The sequence below is a fragment of the Klebsiella sp. GN_Kp190 genome (genome assembly GCF_040061795.1).
GTDB lineage: Bacteria > Pseudomonadota > Gammaproteobacteria > Enterobacterales > Enterobacteriaceae > Klebsiella > Klebsiella michiganensis.
In genome coordinates this window covers 1-19,854 of the sequence record NZ_JBEAFN010000071.1, presented here as the reverse complement: position 1 = coordinate 19,854, position 19,854 = coordinate 1, and the positions used below count along the sequence as shown (strand labels likewise).

The following is a 19,854-nucleotide window of genomic DNA, read 5'->3' as shown; positions in this document are numbered from 1 at the left end:
CTTATACAATTCGGAAGGCATCCACCAGCACGCAGCGCCGCAGGCGAACGAAGGTGCGCGCACTGGTCACCCCCTCCCCGGTTGGCGTGGTGATGGTCATGGTGGTCCAGCCCTCTCCGCCCAGCCCGAGCCCGGCGATGCACGGCCCGTTTTTAACGAAAATGCTGGTATCAATGGCGTTCGCCATCTGATTCATGTTGTCGATATTGCGCGAGTGCATCGCCGCCGTGTGGTGGCAGCCGCCCTCCAGCTGCACCGCCAGCGCGATAGCGTCATCGACGCTGGCCACCCGTACGACAGGGAGCACCGGCATCATCAGTTCCGTCACGGCAAATGGATGGCTGGCCGGGGTTTCCACGAACAGCAGGCGCGTCTGCGGCGGCACGTTCAGGCCGATGGCGGCGGCAATCTTGCTCGCGTCACGTCCCACCCAGTCACGGCTGACCGTACCTTTGCCGCGCTCATCGATATTCTTCAGCAGCACCGGCTGAAGCTGCTCGGCCTGGGCCGCGCTGAGCTTCACCGCCTGCTGGCCTTCCATCAGGCGCATCAGCTCGTCGGCGACGCTATCGACCACAATCAGCACCTTTTCGTCGGCGCAGATGATGTTGTTATCAAACGAGGCGCCTTTGACGATGGACTGTGCGGCGCGCGCCAGGTCGGCCGTTTCGTCGACCACTACCGGCGGGTTACCGGCGCCGGCGGCAATCAGACGTTTATTGGTATGCTTGCGCGCGGACTCCACCACCGCTTCACCGCCGGTGACCACCAGCAGGCCAATACCGGGGTACTTAAACAGCCGCTGGGCCGTTTCGATGTCCGGGTTCGCCACGGTGACCAGCAGATTGGCCGGACCGCCCGCGGCAATCACCGCCTGGTTGAGCAGCATAATCGCCCGCTGGGAAACCCTTTTCGCCGCCGGATGCGGGGCGAACACCACGCTATTGCCCGCGGCAATCAGGCTGATGGCGTTATTAATTACCGTCGCCGCCGGGTTGGTGGAGGGGGTGACCGAGGCCACCACGCCCCAGGGCGCGTTTTCAATCAGCGTCAGGCCGTTATCGCCGGTGAGCACCTGCGGAGAGAGGCACTCCACGCCCGGCGTGCCGCGCGCCTGGGCCACGTTTTTGGCAAATTTATCTTCAACGCGACCCATGCCGGTTTCGCTGACGGCAAGCTCCGCTAATTCTCTGGCGTGTTTTTCGCCCGCCTCACGGATGGCGTGAATCGCCAGCTGGCGCATCGCCACGCTTTTCAGCCCCTGCTGGGCCACCTTTGCCGCCGCGACGGCGTCATCCAGGGAGGCAAAGACGCCCATCTCATGAACGGCGTCGTCCGGCTGGCTGCTGGCCGTCATTTTCAGCAGTACCGCTTTCACCACCTGTTCAATATCCTGTTGATTCATGATGTTCAGTCCTATTTATGGAAAATCACCTGACCGCCGGCCACCGCTTCATCGACGATACCGATGACGCACAAATCCACAGGAGACGCCTCGCTGCTGTGTGCCTGTCGCGCCGAGCTTCCGCTCACCAGCAGCACCCATTCGCCGGGCCCCGCGCCGATGCTGTCGATGGCGACGGCGCACTGCCCGTCGGGCTTGCCCGCGGCATCAATCATCTCCACCATTAGCAGCTTGTCGTGCGCCAGCCCCTGATGGCGGACGGTGCAGACAATCTGTCCCGTGACGACTGCCAGTTTCATACCGCCTCCCTGAATTGCGTGGTAAGTCGTGGGCCGGATAAGCGCAGCGCCATCAGGCAATGGCGCGCGTTAATGCCGGAGGGCAACGCTGGCGCGTCTTATCCGGCCCGACCATCAGATGTTGCTGTCGCCTTTAAAACTGATGGGGAACACCTCCTCCAGATCGCCGTGCGGACGCGGAATCACGTGCACCGAGACCAGCTCGCCGATGCGCTGCGCCGCAGCGGCGCCGGCATCGGTAGCGGCTTTGCAGGCCGCCACGTCGCCGCGCACCATCGCGGTCACCAGACCGCCGCCAATCTGCTTCACGCCAACCAGCTTCACGCGCGCGGCTTTCACCATCGCATCAGAGGCCTCAATCAGCGCAACCAGGCCCCGGGTTTCAATCATTCCTAATGCTTCCATTGTGTTTTCCTCTTACTTAAGGGGGTCCAGAACGGGACCGTTCATTCAACCTGCGTGGGTAAGCGGCACTCGCCGCTTACGTCACTCCGGCGCGGCACGGCTGCCACTAACGCCAGTTCGATAATTTCCTGCACGCTACAGCCTCGGGAGAGGTCGTGGAGCGGTGCGGCCAGCCCCTGAATCAGCGGCCCGACCGCACGATAGCCGCCCAGGCGCTGGGCGATTTTGTAGCCGATGTTGCCGGCTTCCAGCGACGGAAAAACCATCACGTTGGCCCGCCCCTGCAGCGGACTGGCGGGCGCTTTTTGCGCGGCGACCTCCGGCACGAAGGCGGCGTCAAACTGCAGTTCGCCATCCACCATCAGCTGCGGAGCGCGCTGACGCACGATCTCTGTGGCCTGCTGTACGTTGGCGACGTTGGGATGACGGGCGCTGCCGCTGCTGGAAAACGACAGCATCGCCACCCGCGGCTCCTCGCCGGTAATGGCCTGCCATGTCTCCGCGCTGGCAATGGCGATATCCGCCAGCTGCGCCGCCGTCGGCTGCGGCACCACGCTGCAGTCGGCAAATCCCAGCGCCGGTCCGACGTACTGCGGCAGCATCAGAAAGATCGACGACAGCGTTTTGCAGCCAGGCTGAAGGCCAATAATGCGTAATCCGGCGCGCAGCACGTTCGCCGTCGAGGAGAGATTGCCGGCAATACACACGTCGGCCTTCCCGGCGCTGACCATGGCGGCGGCGAACATCAGCGGGTCGTTGAGTTTTTCCTCCGCGTCCGGCGGCGTTTTTTCTCCGGCGCGGGCAAGCCAGCGCCGGGCAAACGCTTCACGCATTTGCCGGTTGCTGTGCGGGTCGACGATCTGCATACCGTCCATCGGCAGGCGGTGGCTGAGGGCGAACTGGCGCAGGGCAAAAGGGCTGGCGATCAAAATCGGCTTTGCCAGCCCCTGCTGCTGGAGGTAGTGCGCCGCTTTGAGGACGCGGATATCCAGCGCGTCCGCAAACACCACCCGGGCGGGCGAACGCAAAGCCAGTTGACGGGCGCGTTGAATAATCATTGCTCCCCTCCCAGACGCTGTTGGATCTGACTGACGGTTAGCGGATGTTTCGCCACGCTTAAAATCATCATCACGTAGACGGTGCTGGAGAGGCGGTTGAGCGCCTGCAGAATGTCCGGACGTAAGACCTCAAAACTGCGGGTAATAAAGACCTGCGCGGCGACCGTTTCCGTTTCGCGTATTTTGCTGCGCAGCAGATTGAGCAGCGCGGCATCGCGGCCGTGGCCGGCTTCCGGCACCAGATGATCGTGGTCGAGATAGCGCAGCGGCTGGTGGGAAAGGCGATGCAGTTCATCCTCGTTCAGCCCGACGATAGACTGCGCCGCCAGCGGTTCACCCACGGCGTCGGCGCGCATAATATTGCCCAGGCGCGAGCGGATATCCGCCAGCCAGGGCTGCCAGGGCTCCGCCAGTTCGATTTGCAGCCATACCGCCAGGGCGATGGTGGCGTCGAGGGCGGCGCGAAAGCCCAGCCGCGGATCGCTTTTGGCGACCATTTTTTCCGCCGTCAGATGGGTCAGGGTGTCCGGTTTTTTGTCTACCGGCTGGCGGCACAGTTCGCAGCAGGCCTGCGGATGCGTACCGCTGCTGGTTAAACCGTGTACCGGCTGCGGCTGCTGCGCGTCGTCATCGACAAACAGGCTGCCCTGCTCGTCGAGAAACTTAATGCGCAGACGGCGGCTTTCCAGCAGCTCCCGGGCCGAAGGCGTCAGACGGGCGTCGGCGGGCAGATGAATTTCTGCTCCTTCGCTGAGCGTATGGTTCGCTCTGAGCCAGGCTTCGGTAATAAAATCTTTCATAGCGATTGCCAGTTCGCAGGCCAGGCGACGTACAGGAAGCGCACGGTCGACGGCGTGCCGAATTCAATGCTCGAACCTTTCGGGATAAACATCACGTCCCCGGCTTTGGCCACCATGGTTTCGCCTTCATGGCGCACGTGGAGTTCGCCCTCCAGCACCATGTCGACCTCGTCATAGTTCAGCGTCCAGGGGAAGAAGGCGTTTTCCCACTGCATAAACCCGGCGGCCATGCTGCTGCCGTCCTGCTCGGTGACCAAATCCGTTAAGCCGACGCGGTGCGGTTCGGCGCCGTCGAAGCGGCCGAATTTCACGCTGCTGCCGTCAATGACCTTTACGCCGCCTTTACCGGTGACCGCCTTAAAGCTGGGCTGCATCGCGTCCATCCCCAGCGACTGCTTCTCCTTCATCACTTTTTCCATCAGCTGCGCCACCAGGCTTTCGGTAAACTGCCCTTCCGGCAGCTGCGCGATAATGGTTTCGCGAATGCGCTGGCTTTCGGTTTTTTCCTCTGCCGCCGGGACTGCCGGCTCTGGCGCGGATTCATCGCACTCCTGGATGGCGACGCCCAGCAGCTCCGCAACTTCGCGGGCTTCCGGGGTGATGATGCTGGCGCGCAGCACAACCGATATTTCCTCTTCGCCTCGCGCGTGGACCGCACGAATATCGTTAGCTGTGATAAGTTTCTTCACCTGCCCCTTCCTCCTTTTGGCTGAGCTCACTCAGGTAATTCACCAGATGCTCTACGCTTTGCGGGTCGTGAGCGTTGAGTTCGAAAATCGGCTCCTGAAACCCCATCCCGTACAGCAGTTGCCGCACCGCGGCGACGTCGGCGTCCGGCATATCCGTTTTGCTGATCGCGGCGATATGTCGTTTATTCGCGCCAATATCCAGTAGCCCGGCGGGTAAGCGACTTTCGGTATCATTTGCCGCGTGGACATAAATCAGCGTATCGACATCCTGCAGCGTGGTAATTAATGCGTGGTACCAGCGCGGATGGCTGAAATATTCCCCCGGGGTGTCAATATCGCCTTTCTCGTTAAATTCCACGGCCTGCGTTTTTCTCGCGAGGGAATAATTTCCCTGCAACGCATTAAATAGCGTTGTTTTTCCCGCGCCCACCGTACCGACAAATGCAATACGTTTCATTGCCGCCTCTAATTAGCTTTTGGTTAACTCGCAGAGGGTGTAATTTAATAATCGGCCAAGCCCGCTCACCGTCTGCAGCAGCGCCTCTTCTACCGCGCCGACCGAGCCGTAAATCACCAGCGCGCCGCTAAACCGGTCGAGAAAACCGATATGCACATCGGCGGCCTTCATCGCTAAATCACCGGCGATCATGGCTGTTTCTCCAGGGGTTAAGGTCATAATGCCGATAGCGCCGGATTCGGGAACGCCGATCTTTTTCGCCAGTTCTGCCCCAGGGTGCGCAATCAGATGCGCCAGCGTCACCTGCTTGCCGGGTACAAATTCCTGAATGATGCGTTCTTTATCCATGGCTCACCGCTCCGCTAAAACTTGCGCTTATCGTGACAAGTTTCCGCTGGAGTAAATAACAAAATTCGGCAAGTTGATTTGAAAGGTGAGATAGATCACTTATAAACAGAAATAAAAAAGCGCGGGAGAATTCCCGCGCCTGAAATAATTAAATGAAAATTACAGCGGCTGAGTTTGCGCTTCAACAACCGCCAGCGCGACCATATTCACGATACGCCGTACCGAAGCAATTGGCGTCAGGATATGCACCGGCTTCGCGACGCCCATCAGCACCGGTCCGACGGTGACGCCTTCAGAGCTGGAGACGCGAAGTAAGTTGTAACTAATACGCGCCGCTTCCATATTCGGCATCACCAGAATATTGGCCGAACCTTTCAGCGGGCTGTCCGGCATCCGCTCATTACGAATGCTTTCCACCAGCGCGGCATCGCCGTGCATTTCGCCATCGATCATCAACTCCGGCGCCTGCGCCTTCACCAGCTCCAGCGCCTGGCGCATTTTGCTGGCGGACGGGCAGTCCGAGGAACCAAAGTTCGAGTGCGACAGCAGCGCCACCCGCGGTTCAATCCCGAATCGACGAACGGTTTCTGCCGCCATCAGGGTGATCTCGGCAATTTGCTCCGGCGAGGGATCGTGGTTGACGTAGGTGTCGGCGATAAAGGTGTTGCCGCTCGGCAGCAGCAGCGCGTTCATCGCCCCGGCCGCATGAACCCCTTCGCGGTAGCCAAACAGCGGCTGAATGACGCTGTAGTGCTCGTGATAGTCACCGATGGTGCCGCAGATCATCGCATCGGCTTCGCCGCGCTGCACCATGATCGCGCCAATGACCGTAGTGTTGCTGATCACCGCCCGCTGCGCCTGCTCCTGGGTGATCCCGCGGCGCTTCATCAGGGTGTAATATTCATTCCAGTACTCTTTGAAGCGCGGATCGGATTCGTTATTGACGATCTCAAAATCAACCCCGGCTTTGATCTGCAGTCCCAGCTTCTGGATGCGCATCTCAATGACGCCGGGACGACCGATCAGAATCGGTTTCGCCAGCCCAAGGGAGACCAGCTCCTGAGTCGCGTGCAGTACGCGGGTATCTTCGCCTTCCGCCAGTACCACCCGCTTCGGCTCTTTGCGCGCCTGCGAGAAAATCGGCTTCATAAACAGGTTCGTTTTGTAGACGAACTCGCTGAGCTTCTCGATGTACGCATCAAAATCGGCGATCGGGCGGGTCGCGACGCCGGAGTCCATCGCCGCTTTCGCCACTGCCGGAGCAATCTTGACGATCAGCCGCGGGTCGAACGGCTTCGGAATGATATATTCCGCGCCGAAGCTCAGATCCTGATCGCCGTAGGCGGAGGCCACCACTTCGCTCTGTTCAGCGTGCGCCAGCTCGGCAATCGCGTGCACCGCCGCCAGCTTCATCTCTTCGTTAATCGCCGTTGCGCCGACGTCCAGCGCGCCGCGGAAGATGAACGGGAAGCACAGCACGTTGTTCACCTGGTTCGGATAGTCGGAGCGGCCGGTACAGATAATGGCGTCGGAGCGCACCTCTTTCGCCAGCGGCGGCAGAATCTCCGGCTCCGGGTTAGCCAGCGCCAGAATCATCGGCGCGCGGGCCATTTTCTTCACCATCTCCTGAGTCAGCACTTTCGGGCCCGAGCAGCCGAGGAAAATGTCCGCCCCGTCAATCACGTCATCCAGCGTGCGTTTGCCGCTGTCTTCGACCGCATAGGCCGCTTTCGTCTCCGCCATATTCGGCTCGCGGCCCTTATAGATAACGCCTTTCGAGTCGCAGACCACGATGTTGTGTTTCTGCATCCCCAGCGCCACCAGCAGGTTCATACAGGCAATCGCCGCCGCGCCCGCGCCGGAGACCACCATCCGCACGTCGGAGATGTTTTTCTCCACCACCCGCAGACCGTTAAGAATCGCCGCGGTACTGATAATCGCCGTCCCGTGCTGATCGTCATGGAAAACCGGAATATTCATGCGCTCGCGCAGCTTTTGCTCGATGTAGAAGCACTCCGGCGCTTTAATATCTTCAAGGTTGATACCGCCGAAGGTCGGCTCCAGCGCCGCGACGACGTTGATAAATTTGTCCGGGTCCAGTTCATCGACTTCAATATCGAACACATCGATACCAGCGAATTTTTTAAACAGAACGCCTTTGCCTTCCATCACCGGCTTACCGGCCAGCGCGCCGATATTGCCCAGCCCCAGAACGGCCGTGCCGTTGGAGACCACCGCCACAAGGTTGCCGCGCGCGGTATATTTATAGGCTGCCAGCGGATCCTTCTCGATTTCCAGGCAGGGCGCGGCGACACCCGGCGAGTAGGCCAGGGCCAGATCGCGTTGGGTAGCCAGCGGTTTGGTCGGGGAGACCTGGATTTTTCCGGGGACCGGGAATTCGTGGAAATCAAGGGCGCTTTGTTTTAACTGCTCATCCATTTTATCGTTCCTTTCACGTATCGATCGTAGGGGGTGAAACGTTATCGCGTACCTGGTGTTCACCCTAAAGGGCCACCTAGTATCTCGCCTGACGGCTTCGTAAACTTTGAACACCGCCAAACTCTCGCCATAACAAAGTTATATTTGTTATCGATTTATATTGTTTATGTAACTTAGTTTCAGAAGCAATGATAGCCCCGTCTGCTATGCTTTTTAGTTATGCAACTCATCACCCTCTCTATCCTAAACCAATAAAAACTCATGTAACCTATTGTTTCAGGAGCACATTATGTCCCGTAGAGAACTAGCCAACGCCATCCGCGCCCTGAGTATGGATGCAGTCCAGAAAGCCAACTCCGGCCACCCCGGCGCGCCAATGGGTATGGCCGATATCGCCGAGGTGCTATGGAACGATTTCCTCAAGCACAATCCTGAAAACCCGCAATGGTACGATCGCGACCGCTTTATTCTCTCCAACGGCCACGCGTCGATGCTGCTTTACAGCCTGCTGCATCTGACGGGCTATGACCTGCCCATCGAAGAGATAAAAAACTTCCGTCAGCTGCATTCAAAAACCCCGGGCCACCCGGAGATTGGCTATACGCCGGGAGTGGAAACCACCACCGGTCCGCTGGGGCAAGGACTGGCGAATGCCGTGGGCCTGGCTATCGCCGAGCGCACGCTGGCGGCCCAGTTTAATCAGCCAGACCATGAGATCGTCGATCACTTCACCTACGTGTTTATGGGCGATGGCTGCCTGATGGAGGGGATTTCTCACGAAGTGTGCTCTCTGGCGGGGACGTTAGGACTGGGCAAGCTGATCGGCTTCTACGACCACAACGGCATTTCCATTGATGGCGAAACCAAAGGCTGGTTTACCGATGACACGGCAAAACGCTTTGAGGCCTATCACTGGCATGTGGTGCATGAAATTGACGGCCACGACCCCGAAGCCGTGAAGAAAGCGATTCTGGAAGCCCAGAGCGTGAAGGACAAACCCTCGCTGATTATCTGCCGTACGGTGATAGGCTTTGGTTCACCGAATAAAGCCGGGAAAGAAGAGGCCCACGGCGCGGCGCTGGGAGAACAGGAAGTGGCGCTGGCGCGCCAGCAGCTGGGCTGGCATCACCCGGCGTTTGAGATCCCGAAAGAGATCTACCGGGCCTGGGACGCGCGTGAAAAGGGACAAAAGGCGCAGAAAAGCTGGCAGGAGAAGTTTGCCGCCTATCAGCAGGCCCATCCGCAGCTGGCGGCGGAGTTTACGCGGCGCATGAGCGGCGGACTGCCTGAGTCGTGGAATGAAACGACGCGGAAGTATATTGCCGATCTGCAGGCTAACCCGGCGAAAATCGCCACCCGCAAAGCTTCGCAAAATGCCCTCGATGCCTACGGCCCGCATCTGCCGGAACTGCTGGGCGGCTCCGCTGACCTCGCGCCCAGCAACCTGACCATCTGGAAAGGGTCGACTTCGCTGAAAGAGGATCCGGCGGGTAACTATATCCACTACGGCGTACGCGAGTTCGGGATGACGGCCATCGCCAACGGCATCGCGCATCACGGCGGGTTTGTCCCCTATACCGCCACCTTCCTGATGTTCGTCGAATATGCCCGCAACGCGGCGCGTATGGCGGCGCTGATGAAAGCGCGGCAAATCATGGTCTATACCCACGACTCCATCGGTCTCGGCGAAGATGGTCCGACGCACCAGGCGGTAGAACAGCTGGCCAGCCTGCGCCTGACGCCAAACTTCAGCACCTGGCGACCGTGCGATCAGGTGGAGGCCGCGGTGGCGTGGAAGCTGGCGGTCGAACGTCACAGCGGGCCGACGGCGCTGATCCTCTCAAGGCAAAATCTGGCGCAAATGGCGCGCACGCCGGAGCAGGTACAGAATATCGCCCGCGGCGGCTACGTGCTGAAGGACGCTGGCGGCAAGCCGGACCTGATCCTGATAGCTACCGGTTCGGAAGTCGAGATCACCGTGCTGGCGGCGGAGAAGCTGCTGGCCAAAGGGGTGAACGTGCGCGTGGTCTCCCTGCCATCGACCGACGTGTTTGATGCCCAGGAGGAAGCCTACCGGGAATCGGTCCTGCCGTCGGACGTCAGCGCCCGCGTCGCGGTTGAGGCCGGCATCGCCGACTACTGGTATAAGTATGTGGGGCTAAAAGGCAAAATCGTCGGCATGACCGGCTACGGTGAATCGGCCCCCGCGGATAAGCTCTTCCCTTACTTCGGCTTTACCGTTGAGCATATCGTTACCGTGGGGGACGAGGTACTGAACGGGTAACCCAGAGCGTGGGCCAGGCGTCTGGCCCCTGCCAGTTATCGCACTGCGGCTGCCGCGCGTAGCGTACCAGGCTAAACCGCTGGCCGTCATAGCGCCAGCGCGTTTGCGTCCCGCAGTCGCCGGGCGCGCGCCCTTTATCCAGCGTCACCAGTTCCTGGCGTCGATCGTCGTAGCGGGCGTTTACCAGTTCGACATCGCGCGGCCCGTCGCCGGGGGGCTGGAAAGGCAGAGTGAGCCGTACCGGATGAGCAATATACGGCCGCTGGCGCGACACCAGCCAGGCCAGCCAAATGGTGTTGTAGGCGCCCGCTTCGCAGCTGGTCATCAGCAGCACCCTATCGTCGGTCAGCGCGGCAACCCGCACCTCGCGGCGAAACGGATCCAGCGAACAGGCGCTGCTGTTCATGCGCTCGTTGCCATAATCCATGAGATCGTTAAGTTCATCGCGGCTGAGGGGGGACTCCGCCACGTCGATTCTCGCCACCGAGCGCAGCGCCGGGGCGGGCGGAACGCTGAGCGGCGGCTCTTCCCCCTTCCCTACCCACGCGGTTTCGTTCCCCACGCGCTTCTGCCGGCTATCGATAAACAGCAGGGCGGCTTTCAGCCCCTGTAAAGAGATGGCCTGCAGGCCATTTTCGAGGGTTATCGCCTTTGCTGCCTGCACCTGCTGCAGAAAGGCATCAATGGTGACGCTATCGTCGGTTTCAAGCAGTTTGTCGGCGATCTGCCAATGTTTATCGCCCAGAGACAGGGGTTTACCATCGAGGCGAAGGCGCGGCGCAATCGGCGCCAGCGCCGCGACCGGATTGCCCACGCCGCCGAGTTCAATGCGCAGGCTGGCGCTGGTAGCCGCCCCGGCGCTGCGGGTGAGGGTCATGACCAGGCCGTGATGCAGCCCGACGTTGCGGGCCACGCAGAAGTTCTGATTGTTGCAGGTTACCTGCCAGTCATTGAAGAGCTGTTGTGCCGGCGCCGCCCGCACCAGCGACGTCGGCACTAAACCGAAAAGCAGAAACAAAATAACCCGATGCAACATGAGCGGCACAACCCCGGAGAAAACGCCATACACAGCGGCTATGTTCACCAGCGGCGAGGTTTTACTCAATCGGATTTATCAGAGATCCCCGTTCATCAGCCCGGAGGTTTGCAAATATTGCAGCAGGATCACCGCTTTGCCATCGCGGATCTCCCCGTTCGCCATCATCTCCAGCGCCCGATGATAAGGGAGCTCCAGCACCTCAATATCTTCATCATCAACGCCGCCGCCATCGTTGGCCCGCTGAGTATCGTTATATTCGGCAATAAAGAAATAGATAAGCTCGGTGACGCCGCCGGGCGACATAAACAGTTCAAACAGTTTGCGCACTTCACCCACTTCGAAACCGGTCTCTTCAATGGCTTCTTTGCGCACGCACTCCTCCGGCTCATCGCTGTCCAACAGCCCGGCGCAAGTTTCAATCAGCATCCCGTCTTCGTTGCCGTTTATCCAGGTCGCGATGCGGAACTGGCGAACCAGCACGACGGTCTGCTTATGGCGGTTATACAGCAAGATGGTCGCGCCGTTGCCGCGATCGTAGACTTCGCGTCTATGGCGAACCACGCTGCCGTCGCTGCGCGTCAGTTCATAGGTCATGTTGCGCAAAAGGAACCAGTTTTCGGAGAGGATTTTATCTTTGATAATGTTGATATTGAGTGACATACGAGCCCCACAGCGTGAAATGACGATTCCATACTACGCTGTGAAGCCCGCTTTGTCGTCAGTGAAGCGGAATCGATTTAACCTCGAGGAAGTCCATTATCCCCTGCGCCGCGTGGCGGCCTTCCGCCATGGCGGTCACCACCAGATCGGCGCCACGCACCGCATCGCCGCCGGCAAACACTTTGCGATGGGTGGTCTGGTAGCGGTAGCGGCTTTCCACATTGGCCTTGATTCGACCCCGGCTGTCGAGCTTAACGCCCACCGATTCCAGCCACGGCATACCGTGCGGATGGAAACCAAAAGCCATGATCACCGCGTCGGCGGGCATGACAAACTCGCTTCCGGGGATTGGCGACGGGCTGCGGCGCCCCTGAGCGTCCGGCGCGCCCAGCCGGGTACGCAGAAAGCGTACGCCGTTGACGTGTCCCTTTTCGTTCAGCTCCAGGGTGACCGGCTGGACGTTAAATTCAAACTGCGCCCCCTCTTCGCGCGCGTTTTTCACCTCTTTCTTCGAACCAGGCATATTGGCTTCATCGCGACGATAGGCGCAGGTAACCTGCTTCGCGCCGTGGCGCAGCGCGGTACGCACGCAGTCCATCGCCGTATCGCCGCCGCCGAGCACCACGACGTTCAGCCCTTCGGTGTTGACGTAAGGCTCTTCCGGCAGCTCAAGCAGCCCCATCACCTGTTTGGTGTTGGCTATCAGGAACGGCAGCGCGTCATATACGCCGGGCGCGTCTTCATTCGGCAGATCCGCTTTCATCGAGCGATAGGTTCCGGCGCCAATAAATACCGCGTCATAGTCATCAAGCAGCGTCGTCAGCGGGATATCTTTGCCTATCTCGCAGTTCAGCTCAAAGCGCACGCCCATCTGGGTAAAGATTTCCCGCCGCCGGGCAAGCAGAGATTTATCCAGCTTAAAGGCAGGAATACCAAAGGTCAGCAGACCGCCAATTTCCGGGTGACGGTCAAAGACCACCGGACTCACGCCGTTACGCACCAGACGGTCGGCGCAGGCGAGCCCGGCAGGACCCGCGCCGATAATCGCCACCCGCTTGCCGCTTTCAACGACCTGAGAAAGATCCGGCCGCCAGCCGTTGGCCAGCGCCTGGTCGGAGATATAGCGTTCAATGTTGCCGATAGTCACCGAACCGTGCTCATCGCGCAGCGTGCAGGCCCCTTCGCACAGGCGATCCTGCGGGCAGACGCGGCCGGTAATTTCCGGCAGGCAGTTGGTCTGGTGAGAAAGCTCCACGGCGGCGGAAATATCCCCCTCTTTCACGCGTTCAATCCACTGCGGAATATGGTTATGCAGCGGACAGGTCCATTCACAAATGCTGTGCTCGCCGCACGTCAGGCAGCGCTCCGCCTCGCGGTTGGCCTGCCCGGCGCTGAACGGCAGATAGATTTCGCTAAAATTGGCCTTACGCGCCTCGGCGGATAGCTTGTCGGGCTCGCCGCGCGGCGGCGTCGCGGCCATCTGCGCGACTTTGCCCGCGGAGCAAGGCGCCATCGCCGCGCCGGGGTGGCCAAGACGCGCCGCGCGCTGACGCCGCTGTTTCGCCAGATTCACCAGCGTGCTGTCCGTTGCCAGCACCAGCGCTTCGGCCGGGCAGTTTTGTACGCAGGCGGGCCCCTCTTCGCGACCGCTGCACAAATCGCATTTATGCGCCGTCGCTTTGACCCTCTCCTCCTGTACCGGCGTCAGGACGATTTGCATCACGCCAAACGGGCAGGCAACCATACAGGATTTACAGCCGATGCATTTCTCCTGATTAACCTGGACGCTGTCGTTAAGCTGGCTGATGGCGCCATTGGGACAACTGCGGGCGCACGGCGCCCCTTCACAATGGTGGCAGGTTACGGCGTTACGTTTTTGCTCGTTTTTGATAACCGTAATGCGCGGCAAAAAACGCTGCGGGGTCAAAACATGCTGCTCATCGTTGTGCGCCATGACGCAGGCAACTTCACAAGCCTTGCATCCAATGCACTTATGACTATCGCTTAAAATAAAGTGGTTCATGACATCCTTCAGTCTTCGTGGTGAATAACCCCTCAATTCGCATGCTTATCTATTACCCGACAAAACGGTGCCGGAACAATGTGCATTTGCACAGGTTGCCGATTTTTTGGTAATAACCCGAGGTGGATCAATTTTTTTGACTTAAATGAAATCACGTTTTATTTAGCTAAGTAATAATGCGCTACGTATGCGCCACCGCGGCGGCGCGCCGAAAGGAAGGAGCAGATAGAGGAAGAAAGAGAGTTCTTTACGCTGCCATAAAAGGCACACGATAAATTACACTATCTCCTTATTTTCTCCACGATTGCCTGAGGGCTTGCCGCTAGAGTGTCACAGGCTGTGCAATAACAAAAAAATGTGCAAAATGAGGTCCTAATTCTGATGGCGAATTTTTTTATCGATCGCCCCATTTTTGCGTGGGTACTGGCAATACTTTTATGCCTGACCGGTACGCTCGCAATTTTGTCGCTTCCCGTTGAGCAATATCCCGACCTTGCCCCGCCTAACGTACGGATCACAGCGAACTATCCGGGCGCTTCGGCACAGACGCTGGAAAATACGGTCACCCAGGTTATCGAGCAAAATATGACCGGCCTCGATAACCTGATGTATATGTCATCCCAGAGCAGCGGCACCGGCCAGGCCACCGTGACGCTGAGCTTTACCGCCGGGACCGATCCGGATGAAGCGGTCCAGCAGGTGCAGAACCAGCTACAGTCGGCGATGCGCAAACTGCCGCAGGCCGTCCAAAACCAGGGCGTAACGGTGCGTAAAACCGGGGATACCAATATCCTGACGATCGCCTTCGTCTCTACCGACGGCAGTATGGATAAACAGGATATCGCCGACTACGTCGCCAGTAATATTCAGGACCCGCTCAGCCGGGTCAACGGCGTCGGAGATATTGACGCCTATGGTTCGCAGTATTCGATGCGCATCTGGCTCGATCCGGCCAAACTCAACAGCTTTCAGATGACGGCGAAAGACGTCACTGATGCCATCTCTTCGCAGAACGCGCAGATCGCCGTCGGCCAGTTGGGCGGCACGCCGTCGGTGGATAAACAGGCGCTCAACGCGACGATTAATTCACAATCGCTGTTACAAACGCCGGAACAGTTCCGTGATATTACCCTGCGGGTTAATCAGGACGGTTCGGAAGTCACCCTTGGCGACGTCGCCACCGTCGAGATGGGGGCGGAAAAATACGATTACCTCAGCCGCTACAACCGCCAGGCGGCGTCCGGGCTGGGGGTTAAGCTGGCCTCTGGCGCAAACGAAATGGCGACCGCTGAACGCGTCATCAGCCGTCTGAACGAGCTGTCGCAATATTTCCCGCACGGCCTGGAATATAAAGTCGCTTACGAAACCACCTCATTCGTTAAGGCGTCGATTACCGACGTCGTGAAAACGCTGCTTGAAGCCATCGCGCTGGTCTTTCTCGTGATGTATCTGTTCCTGCAGAACTTCCGCGCCACGCTGATCCCGACCATCGCCGTTCCGGTGGTGCTGATGGGAACCTTTGCCGTCCTTTACGCCTGCGGCTACAGCATCAACACCTTAACCATGTTCGCGGTGGTGTTGGCGATAGGCCTGCTGGTGGACGATGCCATCGTGGTGGTAGAGAACGTCGAGCGTATTATGAGCGAGGAGGGCCTCTCGCCGCGTGAAGCGACGCGAAAATCAATGGGGCAGATTCAGGGCGCGCTGGTCGGTATCGCCATGGTGCTATCGGCGGTATTTGTGCCGATGGCCTTCTTCGGCGGCACCACCGGCGCGATCTACCGCCAATTCTCGATTACCATCGTCTCGGCGATGGTACTGTCGGTGCTGGTGGCGATGATCCTCACCCCGGCGCTGTGCGCCACATTGCTTAAACCCGTTCATAAAGGCGAAACCCACGGGCAGCGGGGCTTTTTTGGCTGGTTTAACCGCACGTTTAACCGTAACGCCAGCCGCTACGAAACCGCGGTCGGCAAAATTCTTCATCGTTCGCTGCGCTGGATAATGATCTACGTCCTGCTGCTGGGCGGGATGGTCTTTCTGTTTCTGCATCTGCCCACGTCATTCCTGCCGCTGGAAGACCGCGGCATGTTTACCACTTCGGTGCAGTTGCCGAGCGGCTCAACCCAACAGCAAACCCTGAAGGTGGTGCAGCAGGCGGAAGACTACTTCCTGAACAATGAGAAGCAAAACGTTGAATCGGTGTTCGCGACCATCGGCTCCGGCCCCGGCGGCAACGGCCAGAACGTGGCGCGTATGTTCGTACGCCTGAAGGACTGGGACGAACGCGATCCCACAACCGGTTCATCTTTTGCCATCATCGAACGCGCAACCAAAGCGTTTAACAAAATTAAAGAAGCGCGCGTCTTTGCCAGCAGTCCGCCGGCCATCAGCGGTCTGGGCAGCTCCGCCGGTTTCGATATGGAGCTGGAGGATCACGCGGGCAACGGACACGAAGCGCTGATGGCCGCCCGCGATACCCTGCTGGAGCTAGCCGGCAAAAATAACCAGCTCACCCGCGTCCGCCACAACGGCCTCGACGATAGTCCGCAGCTTCAGGTGGACATCGATCAGCGTAAAGCGCAGGCGCTGGGCGTCTCTATCGACGATATCAACGACACCCTGCAGACCGCGTGGGGGTCAAGCTACGTCAACGACTTTATGGATCGCGGCCGCGTGAAGAAGGTCTACGTTCAGGCGGCCGCGCCGTATCGCATGCTGCCGGACGATATCAACCTGTGGTACGTGCGCAACAGCAGCGGTACGATGGTGCCCTTCTCCGCCTTCGCGACCTCGCGCTGGGAGACCGGCTCGCCGCGTCTGGAGCGCTACAACGGCTACTCGGCGGTAGAGATCGTCGGTGAAGCCGCGCCGGGCGTCAGTACCGGTACCGCCATGACGATTATGGAAGAGCTGGCCCAGCAGTTGCCGAACGGCTTTGGTCTCGAATGGACGGCGATGTCTTATCAGGAGCGGCTCTCCGGGGCGCAGGCGCCGGCGCTGTACGCCATTTCGCTGCTGGTGGTGTTCCTGTGCCTGGCGGCGCTGTATGAAAGCTGGTCGGTGCCGTTCTCGGTGATGCTGGTGGTGCCGCTGGGGGTTATCGGCGCGCTGCTGGCGACCTGGATGCGCGGACTGGAAAACGATGTCTATTTCCAGGTGGGCCTGCTGACGGTTATCGGCCTGTCGGCGAAGAACGCCATTCTTATTGTCGAATTTGCCAATGAGCTGAATCAGAAAGGCGAAGATCTGCTTACCGCCACGCTCTCCGCCTGCCGCCAGCGTCTGCGGCCGATCCTGATGACCTCACTGGCGTTTATCTTCGGCGTACTGCCGATGGCCACCAGCACCGGGGCGGGCTCCGGCAGCCAGCATGCCGTCGGCACCGGGGTGATGGGCGGGATGATTTCCGCCACGGTGCTGGCTATCTTCTTCGTGCCGCTGTTCTTTGTGCTGGTACGCCGCCGCTTCCCGCTCAAGGAACGGCCGCAATAATCGGGACGCGCCCTGACGATATTTTCGCCAGGGCCAAATAACAGAAAAGGCGACCGGACAGGTCGCCTTTTTCATGTGGTCGCTTCAACTGCATTATTATTCTGCCTGTGAAATCGCCATGCTTTTATTGCGGAAAACTATTTACGAAGCATGCCTTCGATAAAGTCTTTCCAGTTCCCCAGTTCGTGTTCAATCATAATAGCCTCTCTTATTATTATGGGTGATTTTATGCAAATTCATTGATGGTTAAAAGCCTGTTTGCGCTATCGTACTGATAACTTTCATTACCCCCTGCGGAACGTTCTCTTTCATTCGTAAGTACTATGAGCCGATTTTGCGCATTTTAATGTGACCAACAGCAACATTTAGCAACATTTGTTCATCAGCCTGAATCACCGGAATCCGCCTCGAGGCCAGGAAACGCCGTTAGGGGGCGTTCAAAAAACAGCCAAAATGTAACAATGAATATATCCCGACGGGAAAAAACGATATTTATTAAAGCATTTCACGTATTATTTATTCAGGGCTTATATATTCGGAACATTCTTAGCCAATCGTTTAATTCAACGGAAAAGGTTTAATCATGCTTACCATGTACGGGATAAAAAACTGCGACACCATAAAAAAGGCTCGCCGCTGGCTGGAGACGCAGCAGATAGAATATCGCTTTCATGATTATCGTGTCGATGGTCTGGATCGCACTTTATTAGATACCTTTATCGCTGAACTCGGCTGGGAAGCCCTGCTTAACACCCGGGGGACGACGTGGCGCAAGCTGGATGAAACGGTCCGCGCCGGTATCAATAACGCCGACGCTGCGGCAAAACTGATGCTGGAAATGCCGGCAATCATTAAACGCCCATTGCTCTGCGCGCCCGGTCAGCCTATGCTGCTGGGTTTCAGTGAATCAAGTTATCAGCAGTTTAACGAGGTGTAGTCTATGTCTTGCCCGGTCATTGAGCTGGCTCAGCAGCTTATTCGCCGCCCTTCCCTCAGCCCCGATGATGCGGGATGCCAGGCGTTAATGATTGAACGCCTGCGTGCGATTGGCTTTACCGTTGAACCGATGGATTTCGGGGATACCCAAAACTTCTGGGCCTGGCGCGGGCGCGGGGAAACGCTGGCGTTTGCCGGCCATACCGATGTCGTCCCGTCGGGGGACGCCGATCGCTGGATTAACCCCCCCTTTGAACCCACCATTCGCGACGGCATGCTGTTTGGCCGCGGCGCCGCGGATATGAAAGGCTCGCTCGCGGCAATGGTCGTCGCCGCCGAACGTTTTGTCGCTCAGTATCCAAATCATAAAGGTCGTCTGGCCTTCCTGATCACTTCTGATGAAGAAGCCAGCGCCAAAAACGGCACCGTTAAGGTTGTTGAAGCGCTGATGGCGCGCAACGAGCGCCTGGATTATTGCCTGGTCGGCGAACCGTCCAGCACCGAAGTCGTCGGCGATGTAGTGAAAAACGGCCGTCGCGGCTCTCTGACCTGCAACCTGACCATTCACGGCGTACAGGGGCACGTGGCCTACCCGCATCTCGCCGATAACCCGGTGCACCGCGCCGCGCCGATGCTGGCGGAGCTGGTGAATATCGAATGGGATAAGGGCAACGAGTTCTTTCCGCCGACCAGTATGCAAATCGCTAACGTGCAGTCCGGCACCGGCAGCAACAACGTAATTCCCGGCGATATGTTCGTCCAGTTCAACTTCCGCTTTAGCACCGAGCTGACCGACGAAATGATTAAAGCGCGCGTCGTGGCGCTGCTGGAGAAGTACGCGCTGCGCTACAGCGTCGACTGGTGGCTCTCAGGCCAGCCGTTCCTGACCAGCCGCGGTAAGCTGGTTGATGCGGTGGTTAACGCCATTGAGCACTATAATGAAATAAAACCGCAGCTGCTGACCAACGGCGGCACCTCCGACGGGCGCTTTATCGCGCGTATGGGCGCGCAGGTGGTTGAACTGGGGCCGGTGAACGCCACCATTCATAAAATAAACGAGTGTGTGAATGCCGCCGACCTCCAGCTGCTGGCGCGGATGTACCAACGCATCATGGAACAGCTGGTCGCCTGACGGCATCAATAGAGAAGAGGTAAGCGCATGGATTGGCTAACGAAATACTGGTGGGTTCTGGTGTTGGTATTTTTGGTGGGCGTGATGATCAACGTGATTAAAGATCTGACCCGCGTTGACCACAAAAAATTTCTCAACAATAAACCGGATCTGCCCCCGCATCGCGACTTCAACGACAAGTGGGACGACGATGACGACTGGCCGAAGAACGACCCGTCGAAGAAGAAGTAACATCTTACTGCGGATTGCCATAAAGCAATCGCCCGGCGAGTTCGACGCGGGTCAAGTAGCCCGGACTGATGCGCAGCATCGCCTCCGGGAAAATATCCTACTCTGCGCTCTTTTCCCGGGGGCGGCGCTTAACGCGCCTTGCCCGGGCTACGGG

Annotated in this window: 17 protein-coding genes and 1 pseudogene; 5 read left to right on the top strand and 13 right to left on the bottom strand. The window is 58.7% G+C overall.

The genetic code is table 11. The features are described 5' to 3' along the window. Position 1: 1 nt before the first annotated feature. The 9 genes from ABLU67_RS25840 to maeB all read right to left on the bottom strand — a co-directional run bounded on the left by ABLU67_RS25840 (position 2) and on the right by maeB (position 7,900). Complete coding sequence (locus tag ABLU67_RS25840; protein WP_025106624.1) at positions 2–1,405, bottom strand: aldehyde dehydrogenase family protein; 1,404 nt, start codon at positions 1,403–1,405, stop codon at positions 2–4. A gap of 11 nt (positions 1,406–1,416) precedes the next feature. Continuing rightward, on the bottom strand, positions 1,417–1,704 hold the full coding sequence (gene eutN, locus ABLU67_RS25835) for an ethanolamine utilization microcompartment protein EutN (protein ID WP_275050777.1): 288 nt from the start codon (positions 1,702–1,704) through the stop codon (positions 1,417–1,419). Positions 1,705–1,818: 114 nt separating this feature from the next. Then, on the bottom strand, positions 1,819–2,109 hold the full coding sequence (gene eutM / locus ABLU67_RS25830) for an ethanolamine utilization microcompartment protein EutM (RefSeq protein WP_000387720.1): 291 nt from the start codon (positions 2,107–2,109) through the stop codon (positions 1,819–1,821). 41 nt (positions 2,110–2,150) lie between these two features. Beyond that, positions 2,151–3,167, bottom strand: coding sequence for a phosphate acetyltransferase (gene pta, locus ABLU67_RS25825; protein WP_032750862.1), 1,017 nt, complete (start codon positions 3,165–3,167; stop codon positions 2,151–2,153). Beyond that, positions 3,164–3,967, bottom strand: a complete 804-nt coding sequence (eutT, locus tag ABLU67_RS25820) for an ethanolamine utilization cob(I)yrinic acid a,c-diamide adenosyltransferase EutT (protein WP_014839175.1) — start codon at positions 3,965–3,967, stop codon at positions 3,164–3,166. Before eutT ends, pta begins: the two co-directional genes overlap by 4 nt. Beyond that, on the bottom strand, positions 3,964–4,656 hold the full coding sequence (gene eutQ / locus ABLU67_RS25815) for an ethanolamine utilization acetate kinase EutQ (RefSeq protein ID WP_109241387.1): 693 nt from the start codon (positions 4,654–4,656) through the stop codon (positions 3,964–3,966). The genes eutT and eutQ overlap by 4 nt, the downstream gene beginning before the upstream one ends. After that, positions 4,634–5,113: an ethanolamine utilization acetate kinase EutP gene (gene eutP, locus ABLU67_RS25810; protein WP_009654912.1), complete on the bottom strand. Its 480-nt coding sequence runs from the start codon at positions 5,111–5,113 to the stop codon at positions 4,634–4,636. Before eutP ends, eutQ begins: the two co-directional genes overlap by 23 nt. Before the next feature lie 12 nt (positions 5,114–5,125). Continuing rightward, the gene (gene eutS, locus ABLU67_RS25805; RefSeq protein ID WP_004123425.1) at positions 5,126–5,461 is read right to left on the bottom strand and encodes an ethanolamine utilization microcompartment protein EutS; all 336 of its coding nucleotides are present in this window, start codon (positions 5,459–5,461) and stop codon (positions 5,126–5,128) included. A 159-nt stretch (positions 5,462–5,620) separates the two neighbouring features. Then, complete coding sequence (gene maeB, locus ABLU67_RS25800; RefSeq protein WP_004853066.1) at positions 5,621–7,900, bottom strand: NADP-dependent oxaloacetate-decarboxylating malate dehydrogenase; 2,280 nt, start codon at positions 7,898–7,900, stop codon at positions 5,621–5,623. A gap of 289 nt (positions 7,901–8,189) precedes the next feature. Between maeB and tkt the strand changes: the two genes are divergently transcribed. Further along, positions 8,190–10,184 carry a transketolase gene (gene tkt, locus ABLU67_RS25795; protein WP_122116645.1) on the top strand — a complete coding sequence of 665 codons (1,995 nt, stop codon included), beginning with the start codon at positions 8,190–8,192 and terminating at the stop codon, positions 10,182–10,184. On the opposite strand, the gene ABLU67_RS25790 is transcribed toward tkt, so the two are convergent. From ABLU67_RS25790 to aegA, 3 genes and pseudogenes are all read right to left on the bottom strand, one after another. After that, positions 10,153–11,220, bottom strand: coding sequence for a DUF1176 domain-containing protein (locus ABLU67_RS25790; protein ID WP_207172340.1), 1,068 nt, complete (start codon positions 11,218–11,220; stop codon positions 10,153–10,155). The two genes, tkt and ABLU67_RS25790, sit on opposite strands and share 32 nt — an antisense overlap. A gap of 65 nt (positions 11,221–11,285) precedes the next feature. Next, positions 11,286–11,883, bottom strand: a pseudogene (nudK, locus tag ABLU67_RS25785) (GDP-mannose pyrophosphatase NudK). 58 nt (positions 11,884–11,941) lie between these two features. Beyond that, a complete protein-coding gene (gene aegA, locus ABLU67_RS25780) occupies positions 11,942–13,906 on the bottom strand; it encodes a formate-dependent uric acid utilization protein AegA (protein ID WP_025106618.1) in 1,965 nt (654 codons plus the stop codon). Positions 13,907–14,287: 381 nt separating this feature from the next. Here aegA and acrD point away from each other — a divergent pair, with 381 nt between their 5' ends. After that, positions 14,288–17,401: a multidrug efflux RND transporter permease AcrD gene (gene acrD / locus ABLU67_RS25775; protein WP_004853071.1), complete on the top strand. Its 3,114-nt coding sequence runs from the start codon at positions 14,288–14,290 to the stop codon at positions 17,399–17,401. 137 nt (positions 17,402–17,538) lie between these two features. On the opposite strand, the gene ypfM is transcribed toward acrD, so the two are convergent. Continuing rightward, positions 17,539–17,598 (bottom strand): protein YpfM, encoded by a 60-nt coding sequence (gene ypfM / locus ABLU67_RS25770; protein WP_100181659.1) that lies wholly within the window; start codon positions 17,596–17,598, stop codon positions 17,539–17,541. Between the two features lie 386 nt (positions 17,599–17,984). Here ypfM and ABLU67_RS25765 point away from each other — a divergent pair, with 386 nt between their 5' ends. From ABLU67_RS25765 to ABLU67_RS25755, 3 genes are read left to right on the top strand one after another with little or no spacing between them, the layout of a single operon-like run. Next, on the top strand, positions 17,985–18,338 hold the full coding sequence (locus tag ABLU67_RS25765; RefSeq protein WP_004853073.1) for an ArsC family reductase: 354 nt from the start codon (positions 17,985–17,987) through the stop codon (positions 18,336–18,338). Between the two features lie 3 nt (positions 18,339–18,341). After that, entirely contained in the window at positions 18,342–19,469 is a 1,128-nt protein-coding gene (gene dapE, locus ABLU67_RS25760; RefSeq protein WP_004853076.1) for a succinyl-diaminopimelate desuccinylase, read from the top strand. A 27-nt stretch (positions 19,470–19,496) separates the two neighbouring features. Continuing rightward, a complete protein-coding gene (locus ABLU67_RS25755) occupies positions 19,497–19,700 on the top strand; it encodes a YpfN family protein (protein ID WP_004123464.1) in 204 nt (67 codons plus the stop codon). Positions 19,701–19,854: the final 154 nt, after the last annotated feature.

What these genes read in the sequence shown, in the direction of transcription:
- ABLU67_RS25840 (WP_025106624.1), bottom strand. Translation starts at nt 1,405, where the DNA reads ATGAATCAACAGGATATTGAACAGGTGGTGAAAGCGGTACTGCTGAAA.
- eutN (WP_275050777.1), bottom strand. Translation starts at nt 1,704, where the DNA reads ATGAAACTGGCAGTCGTCACGGGACAGATTGTCTGCACCGTCCGCCAT.
- eutM (WP_000387720.1), bottom strand. Translation starts at nt 2,109, where the DNA reads ATGGAAGCATTAGGAATGATTGAAACCCGGGGCCTGGTTGCGCTGATT.
- pta (WP_032750862.1), bottom strand. Translation starts at nt 3,167, where the DNA reads ATGATTATTCAACGCGCCCGTCAACTGGCTTTGCGTTCGCCCGCCCGG.
- eutT (WP_014839175.1), bottom strand. Translation starts at nt 3,967, where the DNA reads ATGAAAGATTTTATTACCGAAGCCTGGCTCAGAGCGAACCATACGCTC.
- eutP (WP_009654912.1), bottom strand. Translation starts at nt 5,113, where the DNA reads ATGAAACGTATTGCATTTGTCGGTACGGTGGGCGCGGGAAAAACAACG.
- eutS (WP_004123425.1), bottom strand. Translation starts at nt 5,461, where the DNA reads ATGGATAAAGAACGCATCATTCAGGAATTTGTACCCGGCAAGCAGGTG.
- maeB (WP_004853066.1), bottom strand. Translation starts at nt 7,900, where the DNA reads ATGGATGAGCAGTTAAAACAAAGCGCCCTTGATTTCCACGAATTCCCG.
- tkt (WP_122116645.1), top strand. Translation starts at nt 8,190, where the DNA reads ATGTCCCGTAGAGAACTAGCCAACGCCATCCGCGCCCTGAGTATGGAT.
- ABLU67_RS25790 (WP_207172340.1), bottom strand. Translation starts at nt 11,220, where the DNA reads ATGTTGCATCGGGTTATTTTGTTTCTGCTTTTCGGTTTAGTGCCGACG.
- aegA (WP_025106618.1), bottom strand. Translation starts at nt 13,906, where the DNA reads ATGAACCACTTTATTTTAAGCGATAGTCATAAGTGCATTGGATGCAAG.
- acrD (WP_004853071.1), top strand. Translation starts at nt 14,288, where the DNA reads ATGGCGAATTTTTTTATCGATCGCCCCATTTTTGCGTGGGTACTGGCA.
- ABLU67_RS25765 (WP_004853073.1), top strand. Translation starts at nt 17,985, where the DNA reads ATGCTTACCATGTACGGGATAAAAAACTGCGACACCATAAAAAAGGCT.
- dapE (WP_004853076.1), top strand. Translation starts at nt 18,342, where the DNA reads ATGTCTTGCCCGGTCATTGAGCTGGCTCAGCAGCTTATTCGCCGCCCT.
- ABLU67_RS25755 (WP_004123464.1), top strand. Translation starts at nt 19,497, where the DNA reads ATGGATTGGCTAACGAAATACTGGTGGGTTCTGGTGTTGGTATTTTTG.